Source organism: Nocardia sp. NPDC051756, from assembly GCF_040681495.1.
Classification (GTDB): domain Bacteria; phylum Actinomycetota; class Actinomycetes; order Mycobacteriales; family Mycobacteriaceae; genus Nocardia.
In genome coordinates, this window is record NZ_JBFAYV010000002.1 from 810617 (window position 1) to 834132 (window position 23516).

At 68.7% G+C, this 23516-nt stretch carries 21 protein-coding genes; 13 read left to right on the forward strand and 8 right to left on the reverse strand.

Annotation, left to right across the window (positions count from 1 at the left end):
• From AB0M22_RS09895 to AB0M22_RS09905, 3 genes are read right to left on the reverse strand one after another with little or no spacing between them, the layout of a single operon-like run.
• Positions 1–426 (reverse strand): PPOX class F420-dependent oxidoreductase, encoded by a 426-nt coding sequence (locus tag AB0M22_RS09895; RefSeq protein WP_364723164.1) that lies wholly within the window; start codon positions 424–426, stop codon positions 1–3.
• A 59-nt stretch (positions 427–485) separates the two neighbouring features.
• Positions 486–1103: a response regulator transcription factor gene (locus AB0M22_RS09900; RefSeq protein ID WP_364723167.1), complete on the reverse strand. Its 618-nt coding sequence runs from the start codon at positions 1101–1103 to the stop codon at positions 486–488.
• Complete coding sequence (locus AB0M22_RS09905) at positions 1100–2296, reverse strand: sensor histidine kinase (RefSeq protein ID WP_364723170.1); 1197 nt, start codon at positions 2294–2296, stop codon at positions 1100–1102. Before AB0M22_RS09905 ends, AB0M22_RS09900 begins: the two co-directional genes overlap by 4 nt.
• A 130-nt stretch (positions 2297–2426) precedes the next feature.
• Here AB0M22_RS09905 and AB0M22_RS09910 point away from each other — a divergent pair, with 130 nt between their 5' ends.
• Together AB0M22_RS09910 and AB0M22_RS09915 are read left to right on the forward strand one after the other, a co-directional pair.
• Positions 2427–3485: an ABC transporter permease gene (locus AB0M22_RS09910; RefSeq protein ID WP_364723174.1), complete on the forward strand. Its 1059-nt coding sequence runs from the start codon at positions 2427–2429 to the stop codon at positions 3483–3485.
• A 45-nt stretch (positions 3486–3530) separates the two neighbouring features.
• A complete protein-coding gene (locus tag AB0M22_RS09915) occupies positions 3531–4274 on the forward strand; it encodes an ABC transporter ATP-binding protein (protein ID WP_364723177.1) in 744 nt (247 codons plus the stop codon).
• 13 nt (positions 4275–4287) lie between these two features.
• Here AB0M22_RS09915 and AB0M22_RS09920 read toward each other — a convergent pair whose 3' ends face one another.
• Positions 4288–5214: a LysR family transcriptional regulator gene (locus AB0M22_RS09920; protein ID WP_364723179.1), complete on the reverse strand. Its 927-nt coding sequence runs from the start codon at positions 5212–5214 to the stop codon at positions 4288–4290.
• A gap of 140 nt (positions 5215–5354) precedes the next feature.
• Between AB0M22_RS09920 and AB0M22_RS09925 the strand changes: the two genes are divergently transcribed.
• Together AB0M22_RS09925 and AB0M22_RS09930 are read left to right on the forward strand one after the other, a co-directional pair.
• Positions 5355–6737: an MFS transporter gene (locus tag AB0M22_RS09925; protein ID WP_364723182.1), complete on the forward strand. Its 1383-nt coding sequence runs from the start codon at positions 5355–5357 to the stop codon at positions 6735–6737.
• The gene (locus AB0M22_RS09930; RefSeq protein ID WP_364723185.1) at positions 6734–7480 is read left to right on the forward strand and encodes a 3-hydroxybutyrate dehydrogenase; all 747 of its coding nucleotides are present in this window, start codon (positions 6734–6736) and stop codon (positions 7478–7480) included. Before AB0M22_RS09925 ends, AB0M22_RS09930 begins: the two co-directional genes overlap by 4 nt.
• Before the next feature lie 8 nt (positions 7481–7488).
• Here the strand turns inward: AB0M22_RS09930 and AB0M22_RS09935 are convergent, their stop codons facing one another.
• Positions 7489–8082 (reverse strand): TetR/AcrR family transcriptional regulator, encoded by a 594-nt coding sequence (locus AB0M22_RS09935; protein WP_150408041.1) that lies wholly within the window; start codon positions 8080–8082, stop codon positions 7489–7491.
• Positions 8083–8175: 93 nt separating this feature from the next.
• Here AB0M22_RS09935 and AB0M22_RS09940 point away from each other — a divergent pair, with 93 nt between their 5' ends.
• The 9 genes from AB0M22_RS09940 (at position 8176) to AB0M22_RS09980 (ending at position 20593) form a co-directional block, all read left to right on the forward strand.
• Positions 8176–9774, forward strand: a complete 1599-nt coding sequence (locus AB0M22_RS09940) for a carboxyl transferase domain-containing protein (RefSeq protein ID WP_364723189.1) — start codon at positions 8176–8178, stop codon at positions 9772–9774.
• Positions 9775–9779: 5 nt separating this feature from the next.
• A complete protein-coding gene (locus tag AB0M22_RS09945) occupies positions 9780–11816 on the forward strand; it encodes an acetyl/propionyl/methylcrotonyl-CoA carboxylase subunit alpha (RefSeq protein ID WP_364723191.1) in 2037 nt (678 codons plus the stop codon).
• The gene (locus tag AB0M22_RS09950; protein WP_150408044.1) at positions 11813–12973 is read left to right on the forward strand and encodes an acyl-CoA dehydrogenase family protein; all 1161 of its coding nucleotides are present in this window, start codon (positions 11813–11815) and stop codon (positions 12971–12973) included. Before AB0M22_RS09945 ends, AB0M22_RS09950 begins: the two co-directional genes overlap by 4 nt.
• A complete protein-coding gene (locus AB0M22_RS09955; protein ID WP_364723193.1) occupies positions 12970–13470 on the forward strand; it encodes a MaoC family dehydratase in 501 nt (166 codons plus the stop codon). Before AB0M22_RS09950 ends, AB0M22_RS09955 begins: the two co-directional genes overlap by 4 nt.
• Positions 13467–14279 (forward strand): CoA ester lyase, encoded by an 813-nt coding sequence (locus AB0M22_RS09960; protein ID WP_364723195.1) that lies wholly within the window; start codon positions 13467–13469, stop codon positions 14277–14279. Before AB0M22_RS09955 ends, AB0M22_RS09960 begins: the two co-directional genes overlap by 4 nt.
• A gap of 30 nt (positions 14280–14309) precedes the next feature.
• Positions 14310–16253, forward strand: a complete 1944-nt coding sequence (locus AB0M22_RS09965) for an acetoacetate--CoA ligase (protein ID WP_364723198.1) — start codon at positions 14310–14312, stop codon at positions 16251–16253.
• 110 nt (positions 16254–16363) lie between these two features.
• Complete coding sequence (locus tag AB0M22_RS09970) at positions 16364–17704, forward strand: cytochrome P450 (RefSeq protein ID WP_364723201.1); 1341 nt, start codon at positions 16364–16366, stop codon at positions 17702–17704.
• 210 nt (positions 17705–17914) lie between these two features.
• Positions 17915–19159, forward strand: coding sequence for a TetR family transcriptional regulator (locus AB0M22_RS09975; protein ID WP_364723203.1), 1245 nt, complete (start codon positions 17915–17917; stop codon positions 19157–19159).
• Between the two features lie 189 nt (positions 19160–19348).
• Positions 19349–20593: a helix-turn-helix domain-containing protein gene (locus AB0M22_RS09980; protein WP_364723206.1), complete on the forward strand. Its 1245-nt coding sequence runs from the start codon at positions 19349–19351 to the stop codon at positions 20591–20593.
• Here the strand turns inward: AB0M22_RS09980 and AB0M22_RS09985 are convergent, their stop codons facing one another.
• Genes AB0M22_RS09985 through AB0M22_RS09995 form a run of 3 tightly spaced genes read right to left on the reverse strand, consistent with a single transcriptional unit; the run spans position 20594 to position 23495 of the window.
• Positions 20594–21238, reverse strand: coding sequence for a hypothetical protein (locus tag AB0M22_RS09985; protein WP_364723209.1), 645 nt, complete (start codon positions 21236–21238; stop codon positions 20594–20596).
• Between the two features lie 11 nt (positions 21239–21249).
• Positions 21250–22428, reverse strand: a complete 1179-nt coding sequence (locus AB0M22_RS09990; RefSeq protein ID WP_364723212.1) for an MlaD family protein — start codon at positions 22426–22428, stop codon at positions 21250–21252.
• Positions 22425–23495, reverse strand: a complete 1071-nt coding sequence (locus AB0M22_RS09995; RefSeq protein WP_364724058.1) for an MCE family protein — start codon at positions 23493–23495, stop codon at positions 22425–22427. The genes AB0M22_RS09990 and AB0M22_RS09995 overlap by 4 nt, the downstream gene beginning before the upstream one ends.
• Between the last annotated feature and the right edge of the window lie 21 nt (positions 23496–23516).

Below are 23516 nucleotides of genomic sequence, written 5' to 3' on the forward strand. Positions count from 1 at the left end.
TCAGGCCGTCGCGTCGAAGTGGGCGATCACCTTGGTCGGGCGCAGGCGGACGACGAGTTCGCCGGGGACGCCGTTGCGCTTGCCGAATTCCTCGGCGCGGTCGGCGCCCATGTAGCGGCCGCCGATCTCGGTGGCGGTGCGGAGCAGTTCTTCCGGATCCTCGGACAGGGTTACGGTGCCTTGCAGTTGCACCGACGGGTACGGCTCGGCCTCGACGTCGACGATCACCGCGATCCGGCCGTCACGGGCGAACGCCTTGCCCTTGGCGGTGTCCTTGCCGGTGTTGAAGACCAGTTCGTCCTCCTCGAGCACGAACCAGACCGGCGTCACCATCGGCCGGCCGTCGGCGGCGGCGAACGCGACCTTGCCCGTCCGCGTGCCGTCGAGAAGGAACTCACGCACCTGAGGATCCGAGAGAGATGCCATTGCTTCACCCTAGGGGCACGCAGGCGGCCGGACGGGGCAGCCGCGGGCGCATGTCGCGCTCAGATCGCGCCTTGCTCGCGGGCGCGGGCGACGGCCGAGGTGCGGGACCGGACACCGAGTTTCGCGTAGATGTGCACCAGGTGGGACTTGACCGTGGTCTCGCTGAGGAACAGCTCCTTGGCGATCTCCCGATTGGAGCGGCCGTCGGCGACCAGCCGCAGCACCTCGATCTCGCGGGCGCTCAAGGTGGTGTCGGCGCGGCGCACCCGGGTCATCAGCTTCGAGGCGACCGCGGGCGAGAGCACGCTCTCCCCCGCGGCGGCCGAGCGGACGGCGGCGAGCAGTTCGGTGGGCGGGGTGTCCTTCAGGATGTAGCCGCAGGCGCCGGCCTCGATCGCGCCGAGGATGTCGGCGTCGGTGTCGTAGTTGGTGACCACCAGGACATTCGGCGGCTGCGGGAGCGCGCGCAGCTCGGCGGTGGCGTCCGCGCCGGAGCGGCCGGGGCCGAAGCTCAGGTCCATCAGCACCAGGTCCACCGGGGTGGTGGCGCAGAACGCGACGGCCGCCTCGCCGGTCGGCACGTCGCCGACGACGGTGATGTCGTCGCCGCCGTCGAGCAGTGCGCGCAGGCCGGCCCGGACGATCGCGTGGTCGTCGGCCAGCAGCAGGCGGATCATGCGGGCGCTCCCGGTTCGGCCGAATCCGGTTCGGGTGCGGCGGGTTCGAGGGGGAAGGCGACGGTGACGGCGGTGTGTCCCGGTTCCGATTCCACCGCCATGCTGCCGCCCTGTTGCTCGACCCGCGAGCGCATGGCGGCGAGGCCGAACGAGCCGGACGGCGAGTGGTCGAGGACGTCGGGGGCGATGCCGATGCCGTCGTCCACCACATCTAGGAGGACCTCGGCGTCGGCGTAGGTCAGGGTCAGGCGCATCCGGTCGGCTTTCGCGTGTTGCACGACGTTCGAGACCGCGCCCTGGGCGATGCGCACCAGGGCTGCCTCGATCGGCATCGGTAACCGTTCGGGGGCGCCCTCGACCACCAGTTGCGCGGCGAGGCCGGGTGCGTTGGCGCGCAAGCAGATTCGTTCCAGTGCCTGCGCGAGCGATTGCCCGTCGAGGGCGGCGGGGGTCAATTCGGCTATGAGTCTTCTGGTTTCGGCGAGGTTCTCTGCGGCAGTTTCCCTGGCCAGTTGAATCTGTTGCAGCGCAGGGTGATCCGGCGCGGATTGTTCGGCGGCGTGCAGTAGGAGCTGGATACTGCTCAGGCCCTGGGCGACGGTGTCATGGATCTCCTGAGCCAATCGCTCGCGCTCGGACAGCTTGCCCGCGGTGCGCTCCTGTTCGGCGAGTATCGCTCGGGTACTGAGCAATTCGTCGATCAGGCGCTGCCGCTCGGCGGATTCCCGGAACAGCGCTTGATAGCCGAGGCCGATGCCGACGGCGACCGCCGCGCCGAAGATCGGGCCGATCGCGCCGGCAACCGACCAGCCGCGGTGCACCCCGAAACCCACCACGGCGATCACGGTTGCCGCGCCCACCGCCACCAGGCTCCACGGGCGCGGGAGCAGATGCAGGTAGAGGAAGAAGAGGCCGAAGGCCAGGTATCCGGCGTCCGGGGCGAGCACGACGAGACAGAGCCACCATACGGTCAAGGCGGTCAACCAGATCGCGATTCCGCCGCGGCGGCCGCTCAGCACGTGGCCGGCGAAGTACGTCGCCAGGAAGCCGGCGGTCAGCGCCACCACCGGGATCGGGTGCGGCGCTCCGGGCAGCAGCGCACGCACAGCGATCACCACCGCCAGCGCCGTCATCAGCACGTGCAGTCCTAGCCGCAGCGCGGTGAAGACGGGCGTGAGCGGGGACGAGTGCACCTTGCCAGCTTATGTGCGGCTACCCCGGCGGCATCCATCGAAAGGTGTAAAACGCCACCCACCGTTCGATGGTGCGCCTTTCCTTCCCGCGCGCGATGGCCGCGGGCTCCCCGCGCGGAACAGTGAAGGCATGTTCGTCGCACTCCGAGATCTGCGCGCCGCCCGCGGCCGCTTCCTGCTCATCACCCTGGTCGTCACGCTGGTGGCGCTGCTGGTGAGCTTCCTCAGCGGGCTCACCGCCGGGCTCGCCCACCAGAACATCTCGGCCGTCGAATCGTTCCCCGGCGACACCGTCGTGTTCGCCGACACCGGCGCCGCTCCCTCGTTCGACGCCTCGGCGCTGACCGCCGAGCAGGTCGCCGCCTGGCAGGCAGCGGCAGGCCCGAACGGCGCCGTCGACCCGATCGGGATCAGCCACGGCAAGGTCGATCCGCGCGGTCGTGCCTCAGTGCAGGTCGCGTTCTTCGGCAGCACCGGAACCGCTTTCGGCAACCGGTCCGCAACCGAGAACGGAAGCGTGGTGCTCAGCACGGGTGCGGCCAAAGATCTGGGCGCGGCCACGGGTGACTCCGTCACGATCAGCGGCCGGGACTTCACCGTGGCCGCGGTGCGCGGAGACGACTGGTACAGCCACACGCCGGTGGTCTGGACGACCCTCGCCGACTGGCAGGCGATGAGCCCTCGCGCCGGCGCGGCGACCGTGCTCGCGGTCTCCGGCGTACCGGATCAGGCAGCGTTGAACGCCACCGCCCACACCCAGACGACCGACCCGTCCGGCGCGCTGTCCGCGCTCAGCGCCTACCAGGCCGAGAACGGTTCGCTGACCCTGATGACCGTGCTCCTGTTCGCCATCTCCGCCTTGGTGATCGGCGCGTTCTTCACCGTCTGGACCGTCCAGCGCATGCCCGATATCGCCACGCTCAAAGCGCTGGGCGCTACCTCCGGCTCACTGGTCCGCGACGCACTCGCCCAGGCCGCGATCGTCCTGTCCGCCGGTGTTGCCGTCGGACTCGGAATCACCGTCGCCGCAGCAGCTTTCATGGGCGACGCACTCCCCTTCGTCCTGAGCCCAGCGACCACGTTGCTCCCCGCCGTGGCCCTCATCGTCCTCGGCCTACTGGGCGCGGCCTTCGCACTCCGCTTCCTGTTCACCACCGACCCGCTGACCGCACTCGGCGCAGGACGCTGACTCGGCACCACCCAAGACTCGTTGACGCACTGGAGCTTTCGACCTATGACCACCACCCTGACCCTCGATGACGTCACCCTCACCTACCCCGACGGATCCGGCAGACTCACCGCACTCGACCACGTCGACCTGCGCGTCGCGGGCGGTGAAATCGCCGCCATCACCGGCCCGTCCGGCTCGGGCAAATCCAGCCTGCTCGCCGTCGCATCCACCTTGATCCGTCCCGACTCGGGCCGCATCGAACTCCAGACCTCAGCCGGCAACGTCGATCTCGCCACGGTCGGCCGCCGCGAAGCCGCCGAACTGCGCCGCACATCCATCGGCATCGTCTTCCAGCAACCGAACCTGATCCCCGCCCTCACCGCCGTCGAACAACTCCAGGTCATGTCCCACCTGGGCCAGCGCCTGCACACCTCAGCCCGTCAGCGCAACGAGACCCGCACCCGGGCAATGGAACTCCTGGACGCGGTCGGCCTGGCCGACCAACACGCCAAACGCCCCGCCCAACTCTCCGGCGGCCAACGTCAACGCGTCAACATCGCCCGCGCCTTGATGAACAACCCCGCCCTGCTCGTCATCGATGAACCCACCAGCGCCCTGGACACCGAACGCGGCGCCGCGATCATCGACCTGATCCTCACCATCGTCCACGACCACAACGCCGCCACCCTCCTGGTCACCCACGACCGCACCCACCTGCACCGCATGACCGCCGTCCACACCATGACCGACGGCCACCTGACCCAAAACTCGGACGTTCCGGCACAATTCGTTCCCCATCTGGCCTGAAGCCGACCGGGAATTACTTGCGGTGGCCGAGTAGGGCGTTCTGTTCGCGGTAGACCTTGGCGCGGAGGGCATCGACGAAGGCGGCCACCTCTGGGCGGCGGAGGGTTTCGGCGCGGGCGACCAGCCAGTAGACGAGTTGGACGGAGACCTCGGCGGGGAGGACACGGACAAGGTCGGGATGGCGGTCGGCCATGAAGCAAGGGAGCAGACCGATGCCCGCGGCGGCGCGGGTGGCTTCGACGTGGACGAAAACGTTAGTGGAGGTTACGGATTCGCGCATCGCCGGGGCGAAGCTCGAGGCCAGGTCGAGATCGTCGACCTGGAGCATGGAGTCGATGAAGTAGACCAGGGGGTGCTCGGCCAGGTCATCGATGGTCGCGGGAGTTCCGTGCTCGCGCAGATAGTCTCGGCTGCCGTAGAGGCCGAGGCAGTAGTCGGACAGCCGAATCGCGGTGGCGCGGTGGACCTGGGGTTCGCCGACGACCACTTCGAGATCCAGGCCGGACCGCTGGGTGGAGGCTCGCCTTGTGGTGGCGACGATTTCGACGGTGATCTTGGGGTGCAGGCGTTGGACCTCGGCGGCCGCGGGGGCGGCCAGGTAGGCGCTGAAGCCGTCGGTGGCCGAAATCCGGACCACGCCTTCCAATACCCGGCTGCCGTCGGCGTCGGCGGCGAGCGACTTGACCGCGGACTCGACCACTTCGGCGGCCGCCAGTGCTTCCTTGCCCAGTTCGGTGAGCTCCCAGCCGCCGGCGGCGCGCGTCAGCACTCGCCCGCCGAGCGTGTGTTCCAGCGCGGCGATGCGCCGGGAGATGGTGGTGTGGTTGATGCCGAGTTCCTCGGCCGCCGACACGAAGCGACCCGATCGGCCGACGGCGAGCAGCACCAGCAGGTCGTCCGCGCTCGGCCGACGGGCAGACCCCGCGGAACCGACGTTCATATCTGCATCCTCGCAGATACGTACTGCACATCTAGTCATTGCGGACAAACCGATCTGCACTAATACTTCGTTGCAGCCGAGTTTTGTGGGGGCCATCACATCTACACCCTGATGTGACCCCTGGCACGAAGGAGAGTTCGATGAGCGTGCGCAGTGCATTGTGGCCAAGCGACCCGGGCGGGGTGCCGACCGGCCTGAGACGGGTGGTCGCCGCATCGATGGCGGGCACGGTCGTCGAATGGTACGAGTTCTTCCTCTACGGCACCGCCGCGACGCTGGTGTTCAGCAAGGTGTTCTTCGCCAAGGGCACCAGCGATCTGGACGCGATCCTCGCCGCCTTCATCACCTACGCCGTCGGCTTCGCCGCACGCCCGTTGGGCGGCATCGTCTTCGGGTATTTCGGCGACAAGTACGGCCGCAAGAAGCTGCTGCAATTCAGTCTCATCCTGGTCGGCGCCTCGACGTTCCTGATGGGCTGCCTGCCGACGTTCGGCCAGATCGGTTACTGGGCGCCGGCCCTGCTGGTCGTGCTGCGCTTCATCCAGGGCTTCGCCGTCGGCGGTGAGTGGGGCGGCGCGGTTCTCCTTGTGGCCGAACACAGTCCGAGCCGCAGCCGCGGTTTCTGGGCAAGCTGGCCGCAGGCCGGCGTGCCGATGGGGAACCTACTGGCGACGGTCGTACTGCTCGCGCTGACCACCTGGCTCTCGGACGCCGCCTTCCTCAGTTGGGGCTGGCGCGTGGCCTTCTGGCTCTCGGCGGTGGTCGTGCTGGTCGGCTACTACATCCGCACCAAGGTCACCGACGCGCCCATTTTCGTTGCCGCGCAACAGGAATTGGAGCAGATCAAGGCGACCTCGCTGAGCGTCGTCGAGGTGCTCAAGCGCTACCCGCGCGGCGTGCTCACCGCCATGGGACTGCGGTTCGGCGAGAACATCCTGTACTACTTGGTCGTCACCTTCACCATCACCTATCTCAAGGTGCAGGTGCATGTCGACACCAAGGTCATCCTCTGGTGGCTGCTCGCCGCGCACGCCGTGCATTTCGTGACCGTCCCGCTGGTCGGGCGGCTGTCGGACCGCTTCGGCCGGCGGCCGATCTACCTGATCGGCGCGGTCACCGCAGGCACCTGGGGCTTCTTCGCCTTCCCGATGATGGACAGCGGGCACAACGCGGTCATCCTGTTCGCCATCATCATCGGCCTGGTCTTCCACGCCTTCATGTACGCGGGTCAGCCCGCGATCATGGCGGAGATGTTCCCGACCCGGATGCGGTATTCCGGTGTGTCCCTCGGCTATCAGGTCACCTCGATCGTGGCCGGATCGCTCGCGCCGATCATCGCGGTCCGCCTGCTGAACACCTACAAGTCCGCGGTGCCCATCGCCATCTATCTGGCCATCGCCGCGGCCGTCACGGTCGTCGCCGTCTACTTCGCCCGGGAAACGAAAGGTCTGGATTTGGAAACCGTCGATCTCGCCGATGCCGAGTACCTAGCCGGCAAGCCCGCCACAGTGGCCGCCAAATGAGCGACCTCACCGGCCGTTCCGCCCTGATCACCGGCGGCGCCAGCGGGATCGGCGCCGCCTGTGCGCGGGCCCTCGCCGCCCGCGGCGCGCAGGTCACCATCGCCGATATCGACGAGGTCGGTGCCAAGGCGCTGGCCCGCGAGCTCGACGGAAAGTCCTGGGCGGTAGACCTTCTCGAAACCGACACGCTGGAATCGCTCGGGCTCGAGATCGACATCCTGGTGAACAACGCAGGGGTGCAAAGCATCAGCCCGATCGAGGAGTTCGCCCCGTACCAGTTCCGCACCCTACTCACGCTGATGGTCGAGGCGCCGTTCCTGCTCATCCGCGCGGCCCTGCCGCACATGTACCGGCAGGGCTTCGGCCGGATCATCAACATCTCGTCGGTGCACGGACTCCGGGCCTCGGAGTTCAAGTCCGCCTACGTGACGGCCAAGCACGGACTGGAGGGCCTGTCCAAGGTCACCGCGCTGGAGGGCGGCCGGCACGGCGTCACCAGCAACTGCGTCAGCCCGGGCTACGTGCGAACCCCGTTGGTGGACAAGCAGATCGCCGACCAGGCCAAGGCGCACGACATCCCCGAGCAGGAGGTGCTGGAGAAGATCCTGCTCACCGAGAGCGCGATCAAACGCCTGGTCGAACCGGAAGAGGTGGCCTCGCTGGTGAGTTGGCTCGCCTCGGCGGACGCGGGCATGGTGACCGGCGCCTCCTACACCATGGACGGCGGGTGGAGCGCTCGATGATCGAGCCCTCACCCCAAGGCGGACAACGCCATTCGGCGCAGCACGGGCCTGGCCCGGACGGCCGTCGCGGTGCTCGCGCTGTGCGGGGTGGAGTTGATCAGCCCGAAGGCGGCGTGGGCCTGCACCCGCGCCGTCTCCTCGGGTAGCCCGGGATGCAGCTCGCGCAGCACCGTGACCCAGATTTCCACGTACTGGCGCTGGGTCCGGCGCAGTTCCCGGCGGGCGGTGGCGGGCACGTTCTCCAGATCGCGGTCCTGGATCCGGATCAGGTCCGGATCGCCGAGCGCGAAGTCGAGGTGGAAATCGACGAGCCCGTCCAGTGCCTCGGCCGCGCCGGCCGTGCGTGCGACCACCGCCTTGCCGCCGTCGAGCAGCCGCTGGCTGACCCCGACGAGCAGTTCCACCAGCAACGCTTCCTTGTTCGGGAAGTGCCGGTAGACCGCGGGCCCGCTGATGCCGACGGCCGCGCCGAGATCATCGAGGCGCATGCCGAGGAAGCCGCGGTCGGCGATGAGCCGTGCACCGGCGTCGAGGAGTTGCTGCCGCCGCTGCGCCTTCAGCTGTTCGCGGCGGGTGAGCGTGACAGGGTCAGTGCTGGTCACACGCGCTCCTTTCGCCCTACCTGGACATCTCGGTTAACCAAGATTAACCTGATTTACAGTTATCGGCGACTAACTGACCGACAGGATCACGTGATGACCGTTACTGAACAGGCCGTCGACAACCGAGTCGCCCACAAGGCACTGGTGGACGACCTGAGCGCCCGGCTTGCCGCCGCCGCGCTCGGCGGGTCTGCGAAGGCCCGGGACCGCCATGTGGCGCGCGGCAAGCTGCTGCCCCGCCAGCGGGTGGACCAGCTGCTCGACCCGGGCAGTCCATTCCTCGAACTCTCCCCACTGGCCGCGACCGGCATGTACGGCGACGAATCCCCCGGCGCCGGGATCATCACCGGGATCGGGCGGGTGTCCGGCCGCGAGTGCGTGATCGTGGCCAACGACGCCACCGTCAAGGGCGGCACCTACTACCCGATGACGGTGAAGAAGCATCTGCGCGCGCAGGAGATCGCGCTGCAGAATCAGCTGCCGTGCCTGTACCTCGTCGATTCCGGCGGCGCCTACCTGCCCGAACAGGACGAGGTGTTCCCCGATCGCGAGCACTTCGGGCGCATCTTCTTCAACCAGGCGAACATGAGCGCCAAGGGCATCCCGCAGATCGCCGCGGTGCTCGGCTCCTGCACCGCGGGCGGCGCGTACGTGCCGGCGATGAGCGACGAGGCGGTGATCGTGCGCAATCAGGGCACCATCTTCCTCGGCGGCCCGCCGCTGGTGAAGGCCGCGACCGGCGAGGTGGTCACCGCGGAGGAACTCGGCGGCGGCGAACTGCATTCGCGCACTTCGGGTGTCACCGACCATCTGGCCGAGGACGATCAGGACGCGCTGCGCATCGTGCGCCGCATCGTGGCCACCCTCGGCCCGCGCCCGTCGAGCCCCTGGGCCGTGCTGCCGCCGGTGGAACCCGCAGCCCCCGAGTCCGAGCTGTACGACGTGGTGCCGGTCGACCTGCGCACCCCGTACGACGTCCGCGAGGTGATCCATCGCCTGGTCGACGGTGACCCCAACGGGGACAGCGCGTTCCACGAGTTCAAGGCCGAGTACGGCAAGACCCTGGTCACCGGCTTCGCGCACATCCACGGCCACCCGGTCGGGATCGTCGCCAACAACGGCGTGCTGTTCAGCGAATCCGCCATGAAGGGCGCGCATTTCATCGAGCTGTGCGACAAGCGCAAGATCCCGCTGCTGTTCCTACAGAACATCACCGGCTTCATGGTCGGCCGCGACTACGAGGCGGGCGGCATCGCCAAGCACGGCGCGAAGATGGTCACCGCGGTGGCCTGCGCGCGGGTGCCGAAGCTGACCGTGGTGATCGGCGGATCCTATGGCGCGGGCAACTATTCGATGTGCGGGCGCGCGTATTCGCCGCGCTTCCTGTGGATGTGGCCGAACGCCAGGATCTCGGTGATGGGCGGCGAGCAGGCCGCCTCCGTCCTGTCGACGGTGCGCGGCGATCAGCTCGACAGCTCGGGTCAACCGTGGTCGGCCGAGGACGAGGAGGCGTTCAAGGCCCCGATCCGCGACCAGTACGAGAGCCAGGGCAATCCCTACTATTCGACGGCCCGGCTCTGGGACGACGGCGTGATCGATCCCGCGGACACCAGAACCGTCCTCGGACTTGCCCTTTCGGTCTGCGCGCAGGCGCCGCTCGAACCCGTTTCCTACGGCGTCTTCCGGATGTGAGAGCGATGCTGAACAAGTCTCATCCCGTCGGGTTCGACACCGTCCTCGTGGCCAACCGCGGCGAGATCGCGGTGCGGGTCATTCGCACGTTGCGCGCCATGGGCATTCGCTCGGTCGCGGTCTACAGCGACGCCGACGCCGACGCCAGGCATGTGCACGAGGCGGACACGGCCGTGCGCCTGGGTCCGGCCCCCGCGCGCGAAAGTTACCTCGCCATCGACAAAGTCGTGGACGCCGCGGTGCGCACCGGCGCGCAAGCCGTGCACCCCGGATACGGATTCCTCTCCGAGAACGCCGCTTTCGCCGCGGCGCTCGCGAAGGCGAACATCGTCTTCCTCGGCCCGCCCGCCCGGGCGATCGAGGTCATGGGCGACAAGATCGCGGCGAAGAACACCGTTGCCGCCTTCAATGTCCCCGTCGTGCCCGGCATCGCCCGGCCCGGCCTGACCGACGCCGACCTGATCGAGGCCGCGCGCGAGGTCGGCTACCCGGTGCTGGTCAAGCCCTCCGCCGGCGGTGGCGGCAAGGGCATGCGGCTGGTCGAGGATCCGGCGCAACTGCCGGACGCCCTGCTCAGCGCGCGCCGCGAGGCCGCGTCCGCGTTCGGCGACGACACCCTGTTCCTGGAGCGCTTCGTCACCCGGCCACGGCACATCGAGGTGCAGGTGCTCGCCGACCAGTTCGGCAACGTGCTGCACCTCGGCGAACGCGAGTGCAGCCTGCAACGCAGGCACCAGAAGGTGATCGAGGAAGCCCCGTCCCCGCTGCTCGACGCCGCGACCAGGGCCCGGATCGGCGCCGCCGCCTGCAACACCGCGCGCAGCGTCGACTACGTCGGCGCGGGCACGGTCGAGTTCATCGTCTCCGCCGACCGGCCGGACGAGTTCTTCTTCATGGAGATGAACACCCGGCTACAGGTGGAGCATCCGGTCACCGAGCTGGTCACCGGCGTCGACCTGGTGGAATGTCAGGTCCGGGTCGCGGCCGGGCAGAAGCTCGCGGTCGAGCAGGACGAGATCCGGATGATCGGGCACGCCATCGAGGCCAGGGTCTACGCCGAGGATCCCGGTCGCGGGTTCCTGCCCACCGGCGGCACGGTGCTCGATCTGGTGGAGCCCGAAGGCGTTGGCATCCGGGTGGATTCGGGCCTGCGCGCCGGGACGGTGGTCGGCAGCGACTACGACCCGATGCTGTCCAAGGTCATCACCCACGGCGCCGACCGGACCGCCGCGATCGCGAAACTCGATCGGGCGCTGGGCGATACTGTGCTGCTCGGCGTGACCAGCAATATCGAGTTCCTGCGCTTCCTGCTCGCCGACCCGAATGTCGCGGCGGGACAACTGGATACCGGGCTGCTCGATCGCCGGGTCGCCGACTTCCACCCCGCCCCCGTGCCCGACGAGCTGTTCCTGGCCGCCGCCGCCTATCGCTGGCTGCGGCGCTGGCCGGCGCCGCCGAGCGATCCCTGGCAGGTCCCGTCCGGCTGGCGCATCGGCGACGCCGCGCCGACCTCGATCCGGCTGACCGGCGGCGATCGGACCGAGCACGTGTACCTCACCGGTACCCCCGCCGCCGCGACCGCACGTATCGCCGAGGGCGAATCGACTTCGGTGACAGCGGCTTTCGCGGACAACCTGCTGACGCTGACCCTGGACGGCATCCGGCGCGAATACCGGATCGCCGAATCCGACGGCCAGCTCTGGCTCGCCGGTGCCACCGGCATCGCCATGCTGCAGGAGGTCGCCGAGGCGAGCGTGCGCGGCGCCACCGAACACGTCGGCGACGCCGAAATCAAAAGCCCCATGCCGGGTTCGGTCATCGCGGTGCAGGCCGGCACCGGCACGAAGGTAGCCGCGGGCGCGCCGGTCGTCATCGTGGAGGCGATGAAGATGGAGCACTCGCTCACCGCCCCCATCGCCGGAACCGTCGAGATCCTCGTGACGCCCGGCACCCAGGTGCGCCTCGATCAAGTACTGGCCCGCATCATCGCGGCACCCGCCGAAGACTCGAATACCGCCGAGCGAGAAGGAAACCCAGCATGACCGACTTCCTGTCCACCGGCGCCCTGCCGCAGGAGTACCGCGACCTCGCCATGACCGTGCGCGATTTCGCGCGGACGGTGGTCGCGCCGGTCGCCGCCGAACACGACGCCAAGCACACCTTCCCGTACGAGGTGGTCGCCGGCATGGCCGACATGGGCCTGTTCGGCCTGCCGTTCCCCGAGGAGTACGGCGGCATGGGCGGCGACTACTTCGCGCTGTGCCTGGCCCTGGAGGAACTCGGCAAGATCGACCAGAGCGTGGCCATCACCCTGGAGGCCGGCGTCTCGCTCGGCGCGATGCCGATCTACCGCTATGGCAACGACAAGCAGAAGCAGGAGTGGTTGCCGCAGTTGACCAGTGGGCGTTCGCTCGCCGCGTTCGGGCTCACCGAACCCGGCGCGGGCAGCGACGCGGGCGGGACCAAGACCACCGCGATCGCCGACAGCGGCGACTGGGTGATCAACGGCAGCAAGCAGTTCATCACCAACTCCGGCACCGACATCACCACGCTGGTGACGGTGACGGCGGTGACCGGTCAGGCGGGCGGCAAGAAGGAGATCTCCACCATCCTGGTGCCCACCGACACCCCCGGCTTCGTCGCCGAGCCCGCCTACAACAAGGTCGGCTGGAACGCCTCGGACACCCACCCGCTCAGCTTCACCGACGTCCGGGTGCCCGAGGAGAACCTGCTCGGCGAGCGCGGCCGCGGCTACGCCAACTTCCTGCGCATCCTGGACGAGGGCCGCATCGCCATCGCGGCGCTCGCGGTCGGCGCGGCGCAGGGCTGTGTCGACGAGAGCGTGCGCTACGCCAAGGAGCGCGAGGCGTTCGGCCAGGTCATCGGCCGCAATCAGGCCATCGCGTTCAAGATCGGCCGGATGGAGGCGCGGGCGCACACGGCCCGCACCGCCTACTATGACGCCGCAGCGCTGATGCTGGCCGGCAAGCCGTTCAAGAAGCAGGCGTCCATCGCCAAGCTGGTGGCCAGCGAGGCGGCCATGGACAACTCCCGCGACGCCACCCAGATCTTCGGCGGCTACGGCTTCATGAACGAATACCCGGTGGCCCGGCACTACCGGGACAGCAAGATCCTCGAAATCGGCGAGGGCACAACGGAGGTGCAGTTGATGCTGATCGGACGGGAGCTCGGGCTATGACCGACACCGACAACTTGCGCCGGGTCGTGCAGACCGGCATGTGGTTCGAGGAACTCGAGACCGGCGTGCTGTACGAGCACCGGCCCGGCCGCACCATGACCGAGACCGACAACGTGCTGTTCAGCACGCTGACCATGAATCCGCAGGGGCTGCACATCGACGCGGCCTACAGCGAGGCCCAGGAGCCGTTTCATCAGCGCCTGGTCAACTCGCTGTTCACCCTCGGCACCATGGTCGGCCTCGCGGTGGCGCACCTGACCCAGGGCACCACCGTCGCCAATCTCGGCTTCGCCGAGGTGAAATTCCCGGCGCCGCTGTTCCACGGGGACACCGTCTACGCCGAAACCGAGGTGCTGGACAAGCGGGTGTCGAAGAGCAGGCCGGGCGAGGGCATCGTCACCTTCCGGCACACCGCGCGCAACCAGCACGGCGCCGTCGTCGCGGTCGCGGTGCGCAACGCGATGATCCGCCTGCGTCCCGAGTCCGGCCGGTCATGACCTGGGCGATGCCGGGACCCGCGTGGTTGTTCTGCCCCGCGGATCGGCCGGAGCGCTACGAAAAGGCCGCCGCCGCAGCGGATGTGGTGATCCTCGACCTCGAGGACGGCGTCGCCGCCGGCGACAAGGCGGCCGCGCGCAAGGCGCTCGTCGAGACGCCGCTGGAGCCCGAGACCACGTTCGTCCGGGTCAATGCGGCAGGCACCGACGAGCACGCCCTCGACTTGGCCGCGCTGGCCGGCACCCGGTATCGGCGCATCATACTGCCGAAATGTGAATCGGCCGAACAGATCACGACGCTGACGGAGTACGAGGTGCTCGCGTTGATCGAATCCCCGCTCGGCGCGATCACGGTCGGCGACTCGATGACCGCGGACAACGCGATCGGCGTGATGTGGGGCGCCGAGGACCTGGTCGCCGGCCTCGGCGGCCAGTCGAGCAGGCACGCCGACGGCAGCTATCGCGATGTGGCACGCCATGTTCGGTCCACCTCGCTGCTCGCGGCCAAGGCGTACGGGAAGTTCGCGCTCGACTCGGTGTACCTCGATATCCGCGATCTCGACGGCCTGCGGGCCGAGGCGCTGGACGCGGTCGCCGTCGGTTTCGACGGGAAGGTGGCCATCCATCCCAGCCAAGTGGCGGTCATCCGCGCGGCCTACGCGCCGTCGGGGACCGAAATAGACTGGGCTCGAAGGGTACTCGACGAGGTGCCCAAGCATCGCGGTGTGTTCGCCTTCGAGGGCCGCATGGTCGACGCCCCCGTCCTGCGACATGCCGAGCAGATCGTGCGGCGCGCCGAGCGCGCCTGACCACCAGTTCGAACAGCCAGGAGGAACGCGGTGCAACCACAGTGGGTGCCGACCGAGCAGGATATCGCCGACGCCAGGATCACCGACTTCGCGAAGTTCGTCGAGGCGCGCACCGGTGTCGTCGCGCCCGACTACCACACGCTGTGGCAGTGGTCCGTCGATGAGCTGGCCGAATTCTGGCATGCGGTCTGGGACTACTTCGAGCTGGGCGAGATCGCCGGCGAGGTGCTGGCCAGTGCCGAAATGCCAGGCGCACAATGGTTTCCGGGTACGCGGCTGAACTACGTCGATCAGCTCATCCGCCAGTTCCGCAGCGACCGGCCCGCGATCATCGGAGTCTCCGAGGACGCACCGGCACGCGAGGTGTCCTGGGCCGAATTGATCGACGACACCGCGGCGCTGGCCCGCACCCTGCGCGCCATGGGCGTGCAGGCGGGCGATCGGATCGCGGGCTATCTGCCCAACATCCCGGAGACGGTCGTCGCGTTGCTGGCGACGGCCAGCATCGGCGCGGTCTGGAGCGCCTGCGGCCAGGACTACTCGGCCAAGGCCGCACTGGACCGGCTCGGTCAGCTCGAACCCACCGTGCTGATCACCGTGGACGGCTACCGCTTCGGCGGCAAGGCGCACGACAAGCGCGACGACATCGCCGCGCTGCAAGCCGGTCTCGGCACGCTGCGCGGCACGATCGCGGTCTCCCAGCTCGGCCTCGAGGTAGCGGACGCGACCGCGTGGACCGAGGCGATCGCCTACGACGAGGCCGCGCCCGCCGTGATCACCACGGAGCCGGTCGATTTCGATCATCCGCTGTGGATCGTGTTCTCCTCCGGCACCACCGGGCTGCCCAAGGGCATCGTGCACGGCCACGGCGGCGTGCTGCTCGAGCACCTCAAAGCCGTTGCGCTGCAATCCGATATCGGACCCGCCGACACCTTCTTCTGGTACACCAGCCCGAGCTGGATGATGTGGAACTTCCAGGTCTCCGGCCTGCTGACCGGCGCGACCATCGTCTGTTACGACGGCAGCCCCACCTACCCGGCTCCGGATGCGTTGTGGCGCATCGCCGCCGAGACCGGGACCACCGTGCTCGGCACCAGCCCCGGCTACGTGCTGGCCTGCATGAAGGCGGGCGCCGTGCCGCGCACCGAGCACGACCTGTCCGCGCTGCGCACGGTCGGCATCACCGGCGCCTCGCTGCCCACCTCGTCGGCGATCTGGTTGGGCGAGAACACCGGTGACCACGTCCAGGTCAACTCGCTCAGCGGCGGCACCGACGTGGTGTCGGCCTTCATGGGCGGCGCCCGCACCGTCCCGGCCTGGCCGGGCGAGCTGTCGGTCCGCTTCCTCGGCGCCGCGCTGGAATCCTTCGACGGCACCGGGCAACCGGTGCGCGACGAGGTGGGCGAGCTGGTGCTCACCAAGCCGATGCCGTCCATGCCGGTGCGCTTCTGGCACGACGCCGACGGAAAGCGTTATCACGACGCCTATTTCGACATGTATCCCGGCGTGTGGCGGCACGGCGACTGGATCACCATCACCGACCGCAACTCCATCGTCGTGCACGGCCGCTCGGACTCCACGCTCAACCGGCACGGCATCCGGATGGGCAGCGCCGACATCTATCAGTCCGTCGAGCGTCTTCCCGAGATCGCCGAGGCCCTGGTCATCGGCGCCGAGCAGCCGGACGGCGGCTATTGGATGCCGCTGTTCGTCGTGCTCGCGCCGGGCGCCGAACTCACCGACGAGCTGAAGACCCGGATCAACAGCACCATTCGCACCGAGGTCTCCCCGCGCCACGTCCCGGACGAGATCCTGCTCGCCCCCGGCATTCCGCACACCCGCACCGGCAAGAAGCTCGAGGTACCGATCAAGAAGCTGTTCCAGGGCGCGGACGCCGCCCGGGTGGTCGAACGCAGCGCCGTCGACAACCCGGACCTGCTCGACTGGTACGCCACCCAACGCCCAGGAAGCTAGCGGCGCGGGGCCAAGTACCGTTGATTACCTGCCGCGTTATAGACCGTGCGGCGTAGATCTCCTAGCGTGGTATGAAACAGGTTCGTCTCATACTCAACGAAGGTGGCACCGTGGCCGCACAGGACGTCCGAGAGCGTGACGAGACCACCGCCTACCCGCCGGGGTCGCGGCTGCCTGCCTTCGTGCAGAGCCTGCTGTTCCAGCTCGATCGCCAGCGCTTCGTGCCCGCCATCGCGCGCAAGTACGGCGACGTCTTCACGCTGCGCATCCCGCCGGTCGCCGACCACTCCGTGGTGTTCTCTCGCCCGGAGCACATCAAGGAGATCTTCGCCGGCAACCCCCGTGACCTGCACGCGGGCGAAGGCAACCAGATCCTCGGCGTGGTCATGGGCCAGCACTCGCTGCTGCTCACCGACGAGGACGAGCACGCGCGCGCCCGCCGGCTGCTGATGCCCGCCTTCAACGGCTCGGCGCTGCGCGGCTACCGCGACCTGGTCGCCGAGATCGCCGTCGCCGAGATCGACCGCTGGACACCGGGTTCCACGCTGATCACGCTCGACCGGATGAACGCGCTCACCCTCGAGGTGATGATCCAGGTGGTGTTCGGGGTCTCCGACGAACGGGCCCGCGCCGAACTCGCGCCACGACTGCGGCGCATCGTGCACCTCAACCCGCTGGTGTTCCTCGGGATCAAGTCCCCCATACTCCGCCGCATCGGGCCGTGGAAGCGGTTCGCCGAGAACCTGCACGCGGTCGACGCCCTGCTCTACGCCGAGATCGCCGGCCGGCGGCGCGCGCCGGACCTGGCCGAACGCACCGACGTCCTGTCCCGGCTGCTGCACGCGGGCACCGGCGACGACCACGACCCGCCGCTCACCGACGCCGAGCTGCGCGACCAGCTCATCACGCTGCTGCTCGCCGGACACGAGACGACCGCGTCCGCGCTGTCCTGGGCGTTGTACGAGATCGCGACGCATCCCGAGATCCAGGCGGCGGCGCTCACCGCCGCGCGCACCGGCGACGACAAATACCTCGAGGCCGTGCTGAAGGAGGCGATGCGGCTGCACGTCATCATCAACGGCACCAACCGAAAACTGACCAGGGACATGACCGTCGGCGGCCGGCGACTGCCCGCCGGCGCGGTGGTGAACACCTCGATCCTGCTCGCGCACCGCAGCCCGGACAACTATCCCGACCTCACCGTCTTCCGGCCGGACCGCTTCCTCTCCGGCGAGGTGGCCCCGAATACCTGGCTGCCCTTCGGCGGCGGGGTCCGGCGCTGCATCGGCGCGGGCTTCTCGCTCATGGAGGGCACCGCTGTGCTGCGGGAAATCATTGTGCGCCATTCCCTTTCGCGCCCGGACGGGGCGGAGCCGGAACGCGGGAAGACCCGCAACATCACCACGGTCCCCGAGGGCAAGGCCCGTCTGGTCATCACGCCGCGCGACTGATCCCGAAACCGCGCTCGGCCCCCGCGCGGCATATCGGCTGTGTCGGCCCTCACCTGCGCCGACCCGCGCCTACGGATCGGGTCGACGGCCGCAGCCTTCCGGCAGGTACCGCCCCCGATTCCGGGTGACCTGGGGCACCCGGCCGATCCGGCGGCCGCCCCGTACCGAGCCGTAGCCCGTCCCACCTGCTCGGATAAGTACGATGTCCGCATGAGTGTCGACAATCGCCGTACGGCGCGGAAGGCGAGCACCGGCGACTCGGCACCCCGGGAGATCCGGCGCAGGCCGAAGAATCGACGGGCCCAGATCGCCGCCGCCTCGGCCGCCGCGTTCGGCGCGCTCGGCTATCACGGCGTCAGCATGGAGGACATCGCCACCGGTCTCGGCATCAGTTCGGCCGCGCTGTACCGGCACTATCCGAGCAAGTACGCGCTGTTCCGGGAGGAATTGCTGCGGGTCGGCCGGGCCATGACCGAGGCGGTCGAGCTGCCCGCGGAGGCTACCGCGTGGCCGCCCGAGCGGCGGCTGCGTCACGTGCTGGACGCGCTCATCGCGGTCACCATCGAGAACCGGCCGACGGTCACGCTGGTGCGCTGGGAGGGCCGCTACCTCGAGCCCGAGGACCTGGCCACGCTGAACGACCAGCAGTTCGCCGTGCTCGGCGCGCTCGGCGACCAACTCGCCGTGCTGCGGCCGGAGCTGACCGAGGACGACATCCGCGTGCTGCGCATGGCGCTGCTGAGCACGATCACCAGCATCGCCGACCACCACGCCACGCTGCCCGCGAAATCCCTTGCCCGGCTGTTGAGTTCGGCCTGCGAGCCGATCATCGGCACGGAATTGCCGGCGGAGCGGCCCGCCGAGCCGCTCCAGGTGGTGGAGATCCCGGACTCGTTCAAACACGAGCTGCTGCTGCGCAAAGCGGTGGAGCTGTTCCACGAGCGCGGGTATCCCAATGTGAGCGTGGAGGACATCGCCACCGCCGCAGGGCTTTCCGCCGCTTCGGCGGTGTATCGGTTCTATCGCGGCAAGAGCGATCTGCTGGCCGCGGCGTTTCGCCGTGCGGCGGAACGGGTTTCGGGTGCGGTCGGTCCGGCGGTCGCGACGGCGGCGAGCCCGGAGGGCGCCCTGACCACGCTGATCGACCAGTACGTCGTGGGGTCGTTCGCCGAGCGCGCGCTGACCTACGTGTATTTCACCGAGTTCCAGCATGTTCCGGCAGAGGAACGCACGGTGCTGCGAAACATCCAGCGGCTCAGCGTCGAAGAGTGGGCGCGGCTGCTGCGCGAGGTGCGGCCGGAGCTCGCGCCGGCCGAGGCGCGTTTCCTCATTCACGCCGCGTTCGCGTTGGTGGTGGATCTGGGCCGCGCGTTCGACAACCAGCCGATGGCGGCGCAGGAACGGGTGCGCTTGTTGATGCAGGTGGTTCTTTTCGGGCGTCCCGCCGCGGCTTGAGCACCGGAGCAGACGGGCAGCACCGGGGTACCGACCGGTCGTTTATGTTACGCGCTATTCCATTGTGGTGAATCGCAAGCGGTAGAGGTAGCAGCCCAAATTATACCTCCTATTGTGATCTTCCATTCAGTTTGATTCCAAGTGATCAAGGCCCCGCTGCCGAGCGTCCGATTCGGCTACCATCGCGGCATGGGTGCCCAGGAAGGCCGCGCCGCGGACAAGGCGTCCGACGGATCCGCAGCGCGTGTGGTCCGGCGGCGGCCGCGCGATCGGCGGGCGCAGATCGCCGCCGCCTCCGCGGAGGCGTTCGGGTCGCTCGGCTACCACGGCGTGAGCATGGAGGACATCGCGTCTCGGCTCGACATCAGCTCGGCCGCGCTCTACCGCCACTATCCGAGCAAGTACGCGCTGTTCCGCGAGGAGGCCCTGCGGCTCGGCGGGCTCAGCGAAGCGGCGGTGCGCCTGCCGGACTCGGCCAGGGAGCTGCCGGCCGAGGCGCGGCTCGGACAGGTGATCGACGCGCTGATCGCGTCCTCGATCGCCAATCGGCGCAGCGCCGCGCTGTTGCGCTGGCAGCGCCGCTATCTCGAGGACGCCGATGCCGCGATCCTGGATGGTCAACTGGCACAGGTAACTTCGGCGCTCATGGCGCTGCTCGCCGAGACCCGGCCGGAGCTGGACAAGGCGGATCGGGCCGTGCTGTCGGCCGCGATTCTCAGCGTGCTCAGCAGCATCGGCGACCATCACGTGTCGATTCCGGTGCGGGCGTTGACCACTCTGCTCAGCACCGCCTGCCGTGCGGTCGCCTCGTGCACGCTGCCGCCTTCGGCCGCGCACACCGAACCCCTTGCGGCAACCGAGATTCCGCTGACCTTCAAGCACGAACTGCTGCTCGCGCGGGCCATCGAGTTGTTCCATGAGCGCGGCTATCCGAATGTGAGTGTCGAGGACATCGCCACCGCGGCCGGGTTGCCCGCCTCGTCGGCGGTGTACCGCTTCTACCGCAGCAAGGGCGATATCCTCGCGGCCGCGTTCCGCCGTGCGGCGGAACGGGTTTCGGCCGCGATCGGGCCGGCGGTCGCGGCGGCGGACGGGCCGGAGCAGGCGCTGACCACACTGATCGAGCTGTACGTCGCCGGCTCGTTCGCCGAGCGCGAGCTGACCTTCGTCTACTACGCCGAGATCAGCAATGTGCCCGCCGACGACCGGACGGTGCTGCGAAACATCCAGCGGCTCAATGTCGAAGAGTGGGCGAAGCTGCTGGCCGGCGTCCGGCCCGAGCTGTCCGCCGCCGATGCCAGGCTGCTGGTGCACGCGGCGCTGGCCCTGGTGGTCGATCTGGGGCAGCGCTTCGGCTCCGACGACCCGGTGTGCTCGCGGCAGCGGGTGATCCACCTGATGCGGGTCGTCCTGTTCGGTCCCGACGGCGAGTAGCTACTGCTGCGGCGGCGGGGCCAGCGGCGAGTTCACCTTGTTCACCAGCCAGCGGTCGCCGACCTTCTCCAGCCGCATCACCATGGACAGCTGGCCGGGCGCGGGCTTGCCCTGAGTGCCCATGCTGGTGATGGTCTGGCCGATCACCACGATGGCCTCGGCCGAGCTCTCGTCGCCGGTCTTGATCGCGCACTGCACGTCGTTGACCTTCGACACCACCTCGCCCTGGGTGAGCACCTCGCGCAATTCCTTACTGGTGCTGTCGAATTGCTTCTTCCAGTCGCCGGTCGCGCCGTCGAGCACGGCGGCGAAGTAGTCGTCCAGCTTCTTCGCGTCGTAGTCGGCCAGGATCGGGGCGTACTTGCAGGCGGCGGTGCGCGCGTCCGCGTTGGCGTCGATGGTGGCCTTGTTCCCCTTGTTCTGGAGGTAGAAGAAGACGGTCGAAGCGACTGCGGCACAGAGGAGTACGGCCGTGGCCACTTGCAGGACGAGGCGTCCGGTGCGGCCCGGGACCAGCCGACGCCATTTGCGCGCGGCCGGAGTCTGGTCTGTCTGTGCTGAAACTGGCTCAGCCACAGCATCACTGGACTCGACAGGCGTCGATCCCTCGGGTGCTGTGGCGATCTCGCCTTCGTTGTCGTTCATCGGATGTGCTCCTATCTGCCGGGTGCCGGTCGGGACAGCTCGTCGCCGGTGACGCCGGGCGGCGGGCCGGACCCGTTGTCCGGCACATTCGGTCGGGGCGCGTTCGCCGAACCACGCACCTGTAGCGCCGGATTGCTGGTGACGCAGTAGTTGTAGAGCCGCACCCTGGTGTCCACGGTCTTCGTGGTCGGCACCACGGGCACGGTGTCGTAGTCGCAACTCGGGCGCGGCCACGGGTCGACCAGGGTGTGATAGGCGTTGTCGTGGGCCGGAATTCCGATCGCCTCCGAACCCGTGCGCAGCGCGGGGAACAGGGCCGCGATGGCCGGTGCCCGCAGCTTGGCGGCCTTGGTGATCGCGACGAAGTTGGTGACCAGGTTGGTCATCGGATCCTCGGTGTCGCGCACGATGCCGTCGAGCGTGGCCAGCTGACCGGGCCCGAGGTCGAGGAACTTGCGCACCTCCTGATCCGCGGCGGTCAACTGCTGGAACAGGGCGCTGGAACCGGTGGTCAGGGTGGTCAGGTCGGGTTGTGCGTGCGCCGTCGTATCGGCGATCACCTGAAGGTTCTCGATGAGCTGGCGAGTCTGCGGCAACAGATCGGTCAGCCCGGCCATGGCCCGGCTGATCCCGGAGATCATGTTGCGCAACCGATCCGGGCCGCCGGCCAAGGCCTTGTCGAGTTCGTCGACGATCACATTGAGGCGCGCCGGGTTCATCCCGCCGATCAGGCCGCTCATGCTGCCGAGCACCGACTGCACCGTCACCGGAGCGGTCGTCCGGGCGCGCTCGACCACCGCGCCGTCGCCGAGAAACGGGCCGCCGTCCACGTCCGGCCGGAAGTCGAGATACTGCTCCCCCGCCGCGGACAGCCGGCCGACGGCGACCGTGCCGCCCACCGGAATCCTGGCCGCCTTGTCGATTTCGGCGATCGCCGCGACGCCGTCGCCGGATATCCGCACCTCGTGCACGCGGCCGACCCTGGTGCCGCGGAACGTGACGTCGTTGTTCGCCGCCAGGCCACCGGAATTCGCCAGCTCCACCCGCACCGTGTACGTGCTCGGCAGCAGATTGATCCGCAGTACGTTGGCGCCGAGATAGGCCGCCCCGAGCACGAGCACCACGATCAGGCCGAGATTGGCCACCGCGATCCGGTGCCGGACCAGCCATTGCCACAGCGGTGGATTCATCGCCCACCGCCTTGCAGCCGGCCGATGACCTTCTCGATGACCTGCGCCAAACTGCCGATAAATGCCGGCACGTCACCGATTTCGGGCGGCCTGCTGCCCTTCGGATCGGTCAGCGCGCCGACACTCAGGTAGGACACCGTGGCCGCGACCGCGAGTACCGGACCATCCAAGCTGGCCGAGATCGACGGGTAGATGGCGTGCAGCCCATCCAACGCACCCGCGAGATCGTCACCCATCTGGGCGAATCCGGACATCAACCGCTGGATGCTGTCGAACAGGCTGAGGAAATCCGGGCCGGTGGTGTCGGTGAAGTCGCCTAGCGCGGCCATGGTCACCGAGACCTTGGCGATGAGATCGGCGATGGCCTTGTTGTTTTCGGCGACCAGTCCGATCAGCGGCGGGAAGGTGTCCGCCGCCGCGCCCAATTCGGCTTTGCGCCTGGCCAATTCGCCGGTGAGCGTATTCAGCCCGGACAGCACGCCGTCGACATCGGCCGTGCGTTTGTTGAGTGCGGCGAGCACGTCGGTCATTTCGGTGATCAGATGCGATAACTCCGGCGCTCGCCCGGCGAACATCGAGTTCATCTCGGCAGTGATCCGCGCCGCCTGGTTGAGCCCACCTCCGTTCAGCAGCAACGAGACCGACATCATCAGCTGCTCCACCGACGCGCCGGTCGCGGTGTGGTCGGGCGCGATGGTGTCACCCGGGCGCAGCAGTTCGGCGCTGTCCTGCTTGGCGGGCAGGGTCATCGCGACGAACATGTCGCCGAGCGGGGTGGCCTGGCGCAGTTCGGCGGTGGTGCCGCGGGGCAGCTGAATGTCCTGGCGGATCTGCATTTCCACGTCGGCGAGGAAGTCGGTGGTACTGATCGCGGACACCGTGCCGACATCGGTGCCGCCGATCTTGACGTGCGCGTTCGCCGGCAGGTTGAGCGCGTCCTTGAACACCGCGTGCAGGGTGTAGCCGGGGCCGCCGATGCCCGGTTTGGGCAGCGGGACGTTGTCCACCGTCACCGCGCAGCCGGAGGTCGCGCCGATGGCCGCCGCTACGGCCAGCGTGAACAGCATCGCGCAGCGATTCCGTGGTGG